At 52.6% G+C, this 12049-nt stretch carries 12 protein-coding genes and 1 pseudogene; 8 read left to right on the top strand and 5 right to left on the bottom strand.

Going from position 1 to position 12049, the window contains the following annotated elements:
• The first annotated feature begins 566 nt into the window (after positions 1–566).
• Both ACR64Q_RS10955 and ACR64Q_RS10950 read left to right on the top strand, forming a co-directional pair.
• A complete protein-coding gene (locus tag ACR64Q_RS10955; protein ID WP_231499577.1) occupies positions 567–728 on the top strand; it encodes a DUF1566 domain-containing protein in 162 nt (53 codons plus the stop codon).
• A 95-nt stretch (positions 729–823) separates the two neighbouring features.
• Positions 824–970, top strand: a pseudogene (locus ACR64Q_RS10950) (transposase); the annotation flags it as partial.
• Positions 971–1246: 276 nt separating this feature from the next.
• On the opposite strand, the gene fae reads toward ACR64Q_RS10950, so the two are convergent.
• On the bottom strand, positions 1247–1762 hold the full coding sequence (gene fae / locus ACR64Q_RS10945) for a formaldehyde-activating enzyme (RefSeq protein ID WP_313734701.1): 516 nt from the start codon (positions 1760–1762) through the stop codon (positions 1247–1249).
• A 137-nt stretch (positions 1763–1899) separates the two neighbouring features.
• Positions 1900–2235, bottom strand: coding sequence for a small metal-binding protein SmbP (gene smbP, locus ACR64Q_RS10940; RefSeq protein ID WP_313734699.1), 336 nt, complete (start codon positions 2233–2235; stop codon positions 1900–1902).
• Between the two features lie 243 nt (positions 2236–2478).
• On the opposite strand from smbP, the gene istA reads away from it, so the two are divergent.
• The 6 genes from istA to ACR64Q_RS10910 all read left to right on the top strand — a co-directional run bounded on the left by istA (position 2479) and on the right by ACR64Q_RS10910 (position 9611).
• Positions 2479–3954 (top strand): IS21 family transposase, encoded by a 1476-nt coding sequence (gene istA / locus ACR64Q_RS10935; protein WP_409521147.1) that lies wholly within the window; start codon positions 2479–2481, stop codon positions 3952–3954.
• Positions 3947–4684, top strand: a complete 738-nt coding sequence (gene istB, locus ACR64Q_RS10930) for an IS21-like element helper ATPase IstB (protein WP_313732341.1) — start codon at positions 3947–3949, stop codon at positions 4682–4684. Before istA ends, istB begins: the two co-directional genes overlap by 8 nt.
• Positions 4685–5146: 462 nt before the next feature.
• Positions 5147–5620, top strand: coding sequence for a (2Fe-2S)-binding protein (locus ACR64Q_RS10925; RefSeq protein WP_313734697.1), 474 nt, complete (start codon positions 5147–5149; stop codon positions 5618–5620).
• Positions 5617–7869, top strand: coding sequence for a xanthine dehydrogenase family protein molybdopterin-binding subunit (locus ACR64Q_RS10920; protein WP_313734696.1), 2253 nt, complete (start codon positions 5617–5619; stop codon positions 7867–7869). Before ACR64Q_RS10925 ends, ACR64Q_RS10920 begins: the two co-directional genes overlap by 4 nt.
• A 43-nt stretch (positions 7870–7912) precedes the next feature.
• Positions 7913–9031 carry an XdhC family protein gene (locus ACR64Q_RS10915; RefSeq protein ID WP_313734695.1) on the top strand — a complete coding sequence of 373 codons (1119 nt, stop codon included), beginning with the start codon at positions 7913–7915 and terminating at the stop codon, positions 9029–9031.
• On the top strand, positions 9015–9611 hold the full coding sequence (locus ACR64Q_RS10910; RefSeq protein ID WP_313734694.1) for a nucleotidyltransferase family protein: 597 nt from the start codon (positions 9015–9017) through the stop codon (positions 9609–9611). Before ACR64Q_RS10915 ends, ACR64Q_RS10910 begins: the two co-directional genes overlap by 17 nt.
• On the opposite strand, the gene ACR64Q_RS10905 is transcribed toward ACR64Q_RS10910, so the two are convergent.
• The 3 genes from ACR64Q_RS10905 to ACR64Q_RS10895 form a co-directional block, all read right to left on the bottom strand.
• Positions 9594–9971: a cytochrome-c oxidase gene (locus ACR64Q_RS10905; protein WP_313734692.1), complete on the bottom strand. Its 378-nt coding sequence runs from the start codon at positions 9969–9971 to the stop codon at positions 9594–9596. The genes ACR64Q_RS10910 and ACR64Q_RS10905 overlap by 18 nt on opposite strands.
• Before the next feature lie 147 nt (positions 9972–10118).
• Entirely contained in the window at positions 10119–11462 is a 1344-nt protein-coding gene (locus tag ACR64Q_RS10900) for a GAF domain-containing protein (protein ID WP_313734691.1), read from the bottom strand.
• Positions 11459–11950: a hypothetical protein gene (locus ACR64Q_RS10895; protein WP_313734689.1), complete on the bottom strand. Its 492-nt coding sequence runs from the start codon at positions 11948–11950 to the stop codon at positions 11459–11461. The genes ACR64Q_RS10900 and ACR64Q_RS10895 overlap by 4 nt, the downstream gene beginning before the upstream one ends.
• Positions 11951–12049: the final 99 nt, after the last annotated feature.

The following is a 12049-nucleotide window of genomic DNA, read 5'->3' as shown; positions in this document are numbered from 1 at the left end:
TATCGCTAGACACTTCGATACATTTCGTTGACTCTAAACTCAGGCAAACCATGTTCAACATCCATCTCCAATTGCCCACTTTGTAGTCTGGGGCAGGCAAGTCATCTGGCCTTTCACTATGATAGCCAATACCAGGAACTAATAAATACCCTCGCTAATCTAGGCTGTGAACTTAATAACTTGCGTAAAGCGCCGCATCAGCGACAGTGAACCACTAACAGCCAAACAGAAATAAGGAGCATTGCCATGATTGATCTCAAAGAAATAGCAAAAGTGGTTTTATTGGCTGTGGGTTTATTATTGGGGCATGCTGTTCAAGCGGAAAGCACTGTTAGTCCGGCCATTCCATATAGCGAGAAGAGCTAAGACTGCTGCAATAAATGGGCTCGGCGACAGTGGCCCCCAAGGTGGCAAAGTCTATTATGTCGATGATATGGGTGAGCATGGCCTGGAAGCGAAAGCAGCCGATGAGATCAATTCACTAAGTTGGAGTGACGCTGTTACAGTTGCAGGCGCTTATGGCTCCGGCTGGCATTTGCCGACAAAGACTGAGTTAAAAGTCTTATATGAACACAGAAAACGTGGTGGGCGGTTTTGCTAAAGACGACTATTGGAGCGCTACGGAGCAAGACATCAACAGCGCCTGGATCCAGGGCTTCGGCAATGGCGACCAGGATCGCTACAATAAATACAGTAAGCTTAGCGTGCGTGCTGTCCGGTCTTTTTAATTTGTTAGAGCTGGCCCCGAAAAATTGAACAGCCGGTTAAGTGAAAATCCCTGCTACTTTTGAACGTCCGTAAGGACAAAACAATGGAGCAGAAGATGTCCAAAAAACCGAGAAGAAAACATTCGCCGGCCTTCAAGGCCAAAGTCGCCTTGGCCGCTTTGACGGGTGATAAAACCCTGGCGCAGTTGACCCAGGAGTTTGAGATTCATCAAAACCAGATTGTCGACTGGAAGAAACAGCTGACTGTATCGTGATAGCCGTAATTGACGACCGGACCCAGTACGATTTTGCTGGGTGTAGGCCATTGGATCTCACCCACCGACCAGCCAGACGGTAGTTGGTATTGAATTTTGGTTGGGAGACGGCTTGGCTACGCACAGTCTGATCCTTGTTATCAGTGTTTTGCCGCTTAGATAAATGCTTGCGCCAAATCGAAGAAACCCGCAAAGGCGGGTTTCAAACGGCTGTGTGTTGCTATTGCAAACATCAAAACGGCTCTGATCTGGCACACTAAAAAGTTAAACGTTATTAGTTGCGAAAGGATGTTTGGCCTCCTTCTTCGCGGCAATTACTTCTTGAGCGCTTGGAAAGCCAGCGACAGCGCGAGCAATCGCTTCCTTGGTGGCTTTGTAGTTGTATTCTTCGATTTTGGCGTCGTCTTCGGCCAGCCAATGAATGAACACGCCCACGGAAATAAACAAATCGTCGGCTTCGTCGGCGGGAATGATGCCTTCTTCAACCGATTCCGCTACTGCAATGGCGACTGCGCGTTGCGCCGGTCCAAAGATTTGCACAGCTTGTTTCGAGCCTTTGATCGTGACTTTGTTGAACAAGATCGTGGCGGGTTTCACCAGCAAGTTAGGCGCTACCACTGCCAATAAAGTGGAAAAGCCGTCTTTATTATTGGTCAACGCATTTGCAAAAGCAGTTTCCGCTGCGGAGCCGCGTGGACCAATGATTAAATCGATATGGGCTATTTCATTGCCTTCACCGACTAATGATTCGCCAACCCGCAAATTGGTTATTTTTGCCATTTTAAATAGTCCCTTTTTTATAGAAAAATGTAATTAATATTATTGACATGTTCATTATCTATAATTGCCTGGTCCGGGAGTTATCCGGGCCAGGCAATCAAGTGCGTTCTGTCTGTTTTGTATTACGTTACAGTATTTTAAATATTACCTGCCTTGAAGTGGCCTACGGCTTCTTCGGCATGTTTGGTCGCTACTTCAGCGTGGTTTTGTTTGCCATGTGCAATGGTTTCTTCCAGTGATTTTTTACCGGCGCTAATGTGTGCTTTTGCTTCGCCAGTAGCGGCGCTCTCCGCTTTATCGACGTGAGCTAAGGATTTTTCGGCGTGCTCTACCAATTGATCCGCATGGCCCGCTTTGCCATGGGTTACGGCATGCTCAGCATGTTTTAACGATTCGGCGGCATGTTCTTCGGCAAATACGCCGCTGCTGGCAATTAATAAGGCACTGGCAAATAGCGCTACAGTAGTTTTCATAATATCCCCCTGGGAAATGTTTAGTTAAAGTCACTATTTAAAACCGCTATATTCCTAAGTTAATTTAGGATTTGTAGGCCTGAATTAACTTGGGAATATTGTTCGGCGACAATTACCCTGTCCGGTTTGACGACAACTATCTTGACCGGTTGACTGATACCAAGGACAACGGTGAGTTTCACTTTGATAGGGAGCTCACTCTTGCCTGGAAAACGTATCACTCGACATCAAGAGAGTTTATATATGAGCAAACGTCAACGAGGCCAAAGCCAGCAAACCGCGGCGGCGCAGGCAGCTATTTCTGAACGGTCTGGCCGCAGGATAGAAAAAGGGGAGCGCGTATCAATTCCGGGTGAACGCCATTGGCGAACGCGTGAAGATCCTTTGGAATCTATTTGGCAAAAGGAATTGGTGCCTCTGTTAGAAAAAGAATCGCAGCTCACCGGCTTGACGCTTTGGGAATATCTGGAAGATGAGCATGCTGGGCAATTTCCCTTCAGTGTCTTGCGTACTCTGCAGCGCCGCGTCAAACACTGGAAAGCCACCCAAGGCCCTGAGAAAGTGGTGATCTTTCGCCAGTCAGTGCCTGCCGGTCAGCAAGGCTTATCGGACTTCAGTCATCCGAACACGACCATCACCCTCCAGGGCAAAGTCTTTACGCATCTGTTGTACCAGTTCCGCTTTGCCTACAGTGGCTGGCGGTATGTGCAGATTGTGTTGGGCGGTGAAAGTTATTCGGCCTTGGCCGATGGCCTGCAGTCAGCATTAATGCTGGCCGGCGGCAGTCCACTTGAGCATCGTACTGACAGTTTAAGTGCGGCGTTTAATAACCATCGAGATGAGCAGACACTCACCCAGTCTTATGAGGCGCTCTGTACGCATTATCGATTACGGGCCACCCGCAATAACTGCGGCGTCAGCCATGAGAATGGCGCTATTGAATGTGCTCATGGGTCCTTCAAGCATCGCCTGGATCAAGCCTTAAAGCTCAGAGGGAGTAGCGATTTTGCTGACATCAAAGCCTATCAAGCCTTTCTTGATCACGTGTCTGAACGGTTAAATAGACGGTGCCAAGCCCGGTTTAGAGAAGAGCAATTAGCCTTACAGCCCTTGCCGGGTGGGCGATTTATGGATTATAGCGAGCTCAGCCTGAAGGTGACGAGAAGCAGTACCGTAGAAATTAAACGCGTGTTGTATACCGTGCCTTCACGGCTGATTGGCGAGCACGTCCGGGTGCATGTATACCATGATCGCTTGGTCATGTTTGTCGGCCAAGCCTTAACCGCAACACTCCCGCGTATTTATCCGAAAGCCGGTCAAGAACGTGCGCGACGCATTGATTACCGGCATCTTATCCATAGTTTGTCTGCCAAACCACAGGCCTTCCGGTTTTTACAATTCCGTGATGATTTGTTACCCACCGACATTTATCGCCAGTTATGGCTGCATAGTGACCGACAATTAGATGCCCGAGAGGCCTGTAAATGGATGGTGGGCGTACTGAGAATCGCTATGGATCATGATTGCGAAGAACGTTTGGGCCATGAGTTGCTGACGACTATCGAACAACATCAGCCACTGCCCAGCCTTAAGGCCTTACAGGAACGTTATTTAGGTCAGCACCCTGTGCCTTCGATACCCGCGCGGCAACATGACTTAGGCAGCTATGATCATCTGTTACAGGGTAGTTGGCATCAACCGGAGGTCGGTTATGCCTGAAACCATCGAGTTATTGCTCAAGCAGCTCAGACTGCCTACCTTTATCCGCCATTATCAAAGTCATCAAGAACAGGCGCTTGCCAAAGGCTATGGCCATGTCCGCTATTTGTCGGGGTTGTGTGAACAGGAAGCGGCTGATCGTTATCAAAAACGCGTGCAAAAATGGACTCGAGAAGCGGGTTTACCGGCGGGGAAAAGCTTCGCTAACTTGAATCAGGCAGAACTCAGCACCGCCGTGCAGCAACAGATTGCCGCCTTGAAAGATCATACGGACTGGGCTCATCGTGCCGGTAACGTCTTATTGATCGGCCCGTCGGGTGTCGGTAAATCGCACATTGCCGCCGCTATTGCCCATCAACTCATCGAACAAAACGTCCGTGTGAAATGGTTCTCAGCGGTGGCACTGGTGCAAAGCTTGCAGCAAGCCAAGCGGGACCTGGACTTAATGACCGCGATGACACGCCTGGATAAATATCAAGTGCTGATTGTGGATGATATTGGCTATGTCAAAAAGACCGATGCAGAAACCCAAGTGCTCTTTGAATTCATTGCCCATCGGTATGAAAGTGGCAGCTTGATCATCACGTCAAACCAGCCCTTCAGTCAATGGGATCACATCTTTCCAGACACCATGATGACGGTTGCAGCGATTGACCGCATTATCCACCACGCCACCATTATTGAAATCGAAGGAGAAAGCTATCGGAAAAAACAGCGTGTAAAAAAATAACCCATTATTTTTAACAAAAACCGGCCAGGGTAATTGACGTTAAACCGGAAAAGATAATTGACGCCGGACAGAATATAGCGGTTTTAACAATACGAGATAATCCTTAATATCTGCTATATCGCCAAATTACTTAGTCAATTTATATGCCAGTTTTCAACTAGTTGTTTGCAAAGAAATTTATAGATTTAACGGTGATTGATGTGTTGGCGGGTCAGCAAAAGTTGCTGAATTGGTGTTGATACAGCAACTGCTTAGCGGCTGATGACGCCGAAGTAAGCTTGCAATAAGCGGGTTGTTTTCTTCTGGAGAGTCAATTTGCCGGATAAACATCTTGATATTCAATCGTTTATAGGGCACAGATCTGAAAGGTATCTGCCGAGCATATCCGGTGTGATTATTGCTTTACAGTGGACTGCTACGAGCGTGCTCCACATAATTACAACCATCAAATAATCGATTCTTATGAGCAAATACACAGTCAACGTCAACGGTACGCAAAAGACCGTGGATGTTAATCCCGACACGCCCTTGTTGTGGGTGCTGCGCGATCATCTCAATCTGGTCGGTACCAAATTCGGCTGCGGAGTTGGGCAGTGTGGTGCCTGTACCGTGCATATCGACGGTCAGCCGACCCGGGCTTGTCTGACGCCGATTGCCAAAGTCGGCTCCAGTCAGGTCACCACTATCGAAGGCTTGCATCCCAACGGTGAACATCCTTTACAGAAAGTCTGGCAGGAACTGGATGTGCCGCAATGCGGTTATTGCCAGGCCGGGCAGATCATGACGGCGGCTGCACTTTTGAAAAAAAATCCCCGTCCGACCGACGCCGAGATCGATGTCGAACTGGCCGGCAATCTATGTCGTTGCGGGACTTATTTAAGGATACGTGCCGGCATACACCGTGCTGCTGAACTCGCTGTCAAGGAGTCGATATGAACGAATACGAATTGGAAAATGCCAGCCGCCGCGATTTTTTGCGCAAGTCCACGTTGGCCGGCGGCGGCTTGGTGTTGGGTTTTTATCTGAATGTGGCCGATAGTGCCGCCAAGCGGGTTGCCAAGCCGTCCACCATTGCGGAAAGCAGCGTGTTTAAACCCAATGCCTTTATCCACATCGCGCCGACCGGCAAGGTGACCTTGATCAGCAAGCAGCCGGAGATAGGCCAGGGCATCAAAACCTCGCTGCCGATGGTGATCGCCGAGGAACTGGAAGTGAATTGGCTGGATGTGCAAATTGTGCAGGGCGACTTGGATCCGATTTACGGTAGCCAAAGCGCCGGCGGTTCGCGCTCCACGCCGACCAATTACCAGGAGTTTCATAAGCTGGGTGCGACGGCCAGAACCATGCTGATCCTGGCAGCCGCGGAACTCTTGCGGGTGCCTGCCGCTGAACTGGTTGCCAAGGATAGTGCAGTGCATCATCCGGCCAGCGGTAAACAGCTTAGTTATGGTCAATTGGTGGAAAAGGCGGTGTCGATTCCGGTGCCTGCGCCGGAATCGGTGAAGTTGAAAGACCCTAAAGACTATAAATTACTGGGTACACGAATTGGTGGCGTGGATAATCCGGCCGTTGTCACCGGTAAGCCTTTGTTTGGGATCGACGTGCAATTGCCCGGTATGTTGTATGCGACCTATCAAAAATGTCCGGCGTTTGGCGGTAAAGTCGTCAGCGCCAATCTGGACAAAATCAAAACACTCCCCGGCGTAAAACATGTCTTTGTCGTGGAAGGCGGAACCAGCTTAAAAGGCTTGTTGCCGGGTGTGGCGATCGTCGCCGACTCCACCTGGGCGGCGTTCACGGCCCGCAAGCAATTGGAAGTAGTTTGGGACGAAGGCCCAGCGGCCACGCAAAGTTGGGCTGGCTTTAGTGCCAAAGCCAAGGAGTTATCAGAACAGGCCGGCAGCGAAGTGTTGCGTAACGACGGCAACACGAAGCAAGCTTTGGAGGATGCGGACAAAACCGTTGAAGCGGCCTACGTCTATCCTTTCATTTCTCACGCTAGTATCGAGCCGCAAAATTGCACGGCCTGGTTCAAGGACGGCGGCATCGAGATTTGGGCGCCCACTCAAAACCCGGAAGCGGGGCAGAAAATCGTCACGGAAACCTTGGGGATTCCCAAGGAGAAAATCACACTGCATATCACCCGCAGCGGCGGCGGCTTTGGCCGGCGCTTGATCCCGGATTACCTCATCGAATCGGCGGCGATTGCCAAGCAAATCGGTGTGCCGGTCAAACTGACCTGGACCCGCGAAGACGATCTGCAACACGATCAATTCCGCGCCGGCGGCTTTCACTTTTTAAAGGGTGGCCTGGACGACAATGGCAAACTGATCGCCTGGCATAACCACTTTGTGACCTTTGCCCATAAAGTAGTGAAGGATGGCAAGGAAACCCTGGAACTGGGCAGCGGTGCCAATCTGTCCGGCGACGAATTTCCGGGTCGGTGGGTGGAAAACTGCCTATTGGAGCAAACCCCCCTGGAGTGCAATATCCCCATGGGGCCATGGCGAGCGCCGCGTAGTAATGTTTTCGCTTGGGTGTTTCATAGTTTTATCGACGAACTGGCGCACGCCGCCGGCCGAGATCCGCTCGAGTTTCGCTTAGAAATCTTGGGCGACAAAGGCTTCATTCCCGGCACTGGCCAGCAAGGTATCCCATACGATGTTAATCGAATGAAGCATGTATTGCAGCACGTCGCGGAAAATGCCGAGTGGGGCAAGAAAAACTTCCCGCGCGGCCAAGGGCAGGGCATCGCTTTTCATTTCAGCCATCTGGGTTACATCGCCCAGGTCGCGGAAGTTACGGTCTCCAAAGACGGCAAGCTCAAGGTCGATAGAGTGGTCGTCGTCACCGACATCGGCGCGCAAATCGTCAATCTCAGCGGCGCGGAAAATCAGGTGCAGGGTTCGGTGGTCGATGGTCTGGGGGCCTTGATGTTTCAGGAGTTGAACATCGAAAAAGGGCGCATCGTGCAAAGCAACTTTGGGGATTATCCGATGATCCGCATTGCCGATGCGCCGACCCAGGTGGAGGTGCATTTTCTGAAGACCGATTATCCGGTCACCGGCCTCGGCGAACCGGCGCTGCCGCCATTGGCGCCGGCAGTGTGCAATGCGATCTTCGCCGCCACGGGTGTGCGGGTAAGGCAATTGCCCTTACTGCGCACCGATTTGAGCTGGAGTTGATATGGCTAGTACAATCGCAGGTATACCCGCAAGCGAGTAAACCATGGCCAATCACATCAATCATCTGCAAGAAGCCTATCGGCGACTGCAACGCGACCAGGAAGACAGCGTGCTGGCGACCATTGTCGAAACCTTTGGCTCGACATATCAAAAGGCCGGCGCGCGGATGCTGATTACCCAGACCGGCGAGTTGGTCGGTTTGCTGGGCGGCGGATGCTTTGAAAGGGATCTGGTGGAGCAGGCCGCTTCGGTGTTTGCAACCGGCGAAGCCAAAACGCTGTTTTACGACATGCGTTCCGGGGAAGACGCAATCTGGGGTTTGGGGCTGGGTTGTAACGGTGCGGTTAGGGTGTTGCTGCAATTATTAACAGCCGAGCAGGATTTTAGTCCTTTGAGTCAGTTGGTCGAAGCCGCCGAAGTCCAAGCTCATGGGGTATTGGTGACAGTGTTCGATTCCGGGCACTCGGATTTTCCGGCCGGCCGCAGCCAGTTCCTGCCGGCCGCCATCGTCGGCGAGCAACCGATCTTGCCCAGCGCGCCGTTTCCCTTTGCCACAGCGGCAGTGCAAACGGCCTTGCAACAAAAACCGCGTATCGAAACCCATCTGCTTGACGGCCAGGAGATCAAAGCCTTTTACGACCCAGTGCAGCCGCCTTGGCAGTTGCTGATATTCGGCGCCGGTGCCGACGCGATACCGCTGCTGAACTGCGCCAAATCCGTAGGGTGGCGAGTGACCTTGGTCGATCACCGGCCCGCACACATCAAACCCGAGCGTTTTCCATTGGCTGATCAGTTATTGCATCTGGTACCGGAACAGGTCGCGGCGCAACTGGATTTGCATCGCTTCAATGCCATCATGATGATGACCCACAACATCGAATACGACCAACGCTACCTGCACGCCATCGTCCATTGCCGGGTACCGTTTATCGGTTTGCTGGGGCCGGCGCATCGCAAGCAACGGTTACTGCAAAGCCTGGGCGACGATGCCGCGCTAATCAACGAGCGGGTATTCGGCCCGGTGGGTTTGGACATCGGCGCGCAAACCCCGGAAGAGATCGCGCTGTCTATCGTGGCTGGTATTCACGCCCAGCTCAATGGTCGTAGCGGCTTGCAACTAGGCAATGAAGTCGTCACCATCAAGCATGCTTGCAGCCATTGAAAATGTGTATGCCGTCATCCTGGCGGCAGGTGCGTCCAGCCGGATGGGTAGCCCAAAGCAATTACTGATTTGGCAAGACCGTCCATTACTGGCCCATGCAATTGACAGTGCGCGGGCCGCGTTAGCGGAGCGGAGCGTGGTGGTGTTGGGAGCTAATGCCGAGGCGATAACCACCGCTATCGACCTAAGCGGCATTAGCGTAGCACTGAATCCTGACTGGGCGGACGGCATGGCCGGTTCGATTCGAGCAGGTATCGAAGCCTTGCCGGCCACGGCCAGCGCGGTGTTATTGATGCTGTGCGATCAACCCCTGATTAACGCCTCGCATCTGCAAAACCTGCTGCGGGCTTGGCAGCAGGCGCCGGAGTGCATTGTGGCGAGTCAGTACGCGGAGTCGTTTGGCGTGCCGGCCGTGTTTCCGGCCGAATTTTTTCAACAGCTCGCAAGCTTGACTGGCGATCGCGGGGCCAAGTCGCTATTGGCTAAGCTCGATAGCCACTTGGTAAAAATCCCGTTGCCGGAGGCGGAACTGGACATCGATAACAGCGAGGATTACTCGTACTTAAACCTGATCCGATAACGGTGTTCTAAATACATTGATCAGCAAGGCCAGAAATCCCAAAGCAACCACGCTGGAACCGATGCCGGCCAGCGGTTCGCCTACGGCCGGGTTGCCATCGTACAACAATGCTATCCCGACGATGGTGACAGGCAAGCCGAGGTTATGCAGCCAGAAATGCGCTTTGGCTAGAACATGGTTGCCTAGGGCCGGGAAGACTTGGTAGATCAGTCCCGATAGTGCCAAGGACACCCAGCCCAGCAGATTGGCGTGCGCGTGAGTGTCGCGTTGTAGAAAAGAATGGCTGGCAGCCATGTAAATGCCGATGCCTATACCAATGATCGCGTAAACCACGGCGATGCGGATAAAGTTGATTGCCATAAAATTATTATCTGTGGAATTGAAAACGGCGCCAGTTTAGCTAGAAAACCGGCCGAACACTGTTAAGAAAACCGGCATGAAATCTTAAAAAATCACTAATTTGCTAATGCCGGGGTAGCTATTTTACGGCGGCTGGGCGCAAAGCAATTAACTGGCGTCATCTAAGGACAAGCGATTATCCACTTGGAGACCGAACTGCCCGCGCCCGGTCTTTTTCAGGCGAATACCGCATTGGCGTTCATCCAATCGGCGTTTTAACAACACTAAGCGGGTCTCCAGATTATCCGCGATCTCAGGCAAGCCCAACTCAGCTTGTAAACGCAACTCCCGGTTGCTGAATTGGCTGCGGCCGGTTTCTTGATGACACCGCAGCAAGTGCCACAGAATCGCGCCGGCCACGCCTTTGATCAGATATAAATCGTCCACAAACACGCTGTGATCGCGCGGAAAATGGCGAACTTGCAATAGCGAGTCTTGCGGCACCGGAGGTGGCGGCGAGTCGATAGCTACATCCGCATCAAGGCATGACTCTGCGCCCGCGAGTACTTGCATCGACGCGGCCAAATGGTCGGCCAGTACTGTCAGCGCATCTTCCTCGTCATAGCCAAAAGCCAGGTCTTCAGGGCTTTCGACATAAATTACCCCCAACAGCCGTTGAGCCCAAAGCACTGGAATCGCCATTTGGCTGCGGCTTTCAGCGATGCCCGGCATCGGGATGGCCGTTTCCAGCTGGCCGGTTAGGCCGATACGCTCCATTTGTTCGCGCACCGCCTTGCCGTAGCCGTATTCCTGAGTCATGTGGGCGATCCGGATCGCAGTGCGCTCGCGAGCGGCAATGCCGATCACGCCGTGGCCCAGCGCAATTTCCGAACCTATCCCGGCGACGTCGTAACCGCTGCTGGCGACGGTATACAGACAGGCGCGGGATTCGTCGTGCAGCAATAGCATCACGTGAGCGATCCCGAAATCCTCGGTCAGCGTGTTTAGCGTCGCGCCGAGTAGGCTGTCCAGATCGACACAGCGATTGAGTTGCGCGGTCGCTCGGCGTAATAACGGCACCAGTTTGGGCCTGGGCAGTGCCGGTAGCGGCGTCGGCCCGACCAGCGTTTCTATGTCCAATACCTGATAAACATCCGCGCCCAGTAAGCGAAACACGTCGGTCATCCCGGTGTGTGCGGCGATACCCGATAGCTTCGCGCGCATGACTTCGAACAAGGGGCCGGCTGTTTCGGTGCGTAAATACCGGATTGCCAGCCGGTAACTGGTAGCCGTGAATGGATCGGTCACGCACAAGCTGGCATGGGGATTTGCCAGGATGTTGGCGCGGGTTTTATTAAAAAATTGAAAAGTCAGCGCCAGATGCGTGGCATCGACATATTGCACTTGAGACAAATATGCCACGTTGGGGGTGCCGTCAGTCGCGCAAGTGGCCAGCGCCGCCGGTATCGCGCCATCAAAACAAGGGCGTAATGCTTCTAGCGTCGGGCTCATGAAACGGGTCGAATCAGGCGGCTGCCGGCTAACGGGCCAGGCGTTTGTTCGTAAATGTCGTGGGGCGTGATGATTAAGGACACGCAGTCCGCGGCATATCGATAATTGGCGCTGAATTCGGCGCTATAACCCAGCCCGGCTATTGCGGCGGCAAAGCCGTGTTGGCAGGCGGATAGCGTTTCTTGTTCCGCGGCGGTCAAAGGTCTGATGTCGGTAATTAAACCTTTAATTTGGATCGCTTGTTCGGTGGACGGTAAACAAAATACCGCCGCGATCCGCGAGCCAATTTGCAACGTATCAAGTAAAGCCTTGGACCTAGGCTGCGACACGAAAACGCATAATTGCCGGCCTTCATCCAAAACCCGGCAGCCTAATCCGCGAGTCAGCAAGGGGCGATTGCTCGGGCTGGCGCCGGCTACATCGATGGCTACCGGCGCGTGCAGGAAATCGGCGATAGGGTTGAGGTTGATGGCCTGATCGGGGCGCATGGTTTTTTGAAGGCGATTAAATTAGCGGATATTTAATCGTCCCAATTTGCAGATGACAACCGCTTAGTGAATAGGATAGGCAAATAGTGCTATCAGCCG

The sequence above is a fragment of the Methylomonas sp. 2F7 genome, from assembly GCF_057126975.1.
This window is presented reverse-complemented; position numbering and strand designations above follow the sequence as displayed.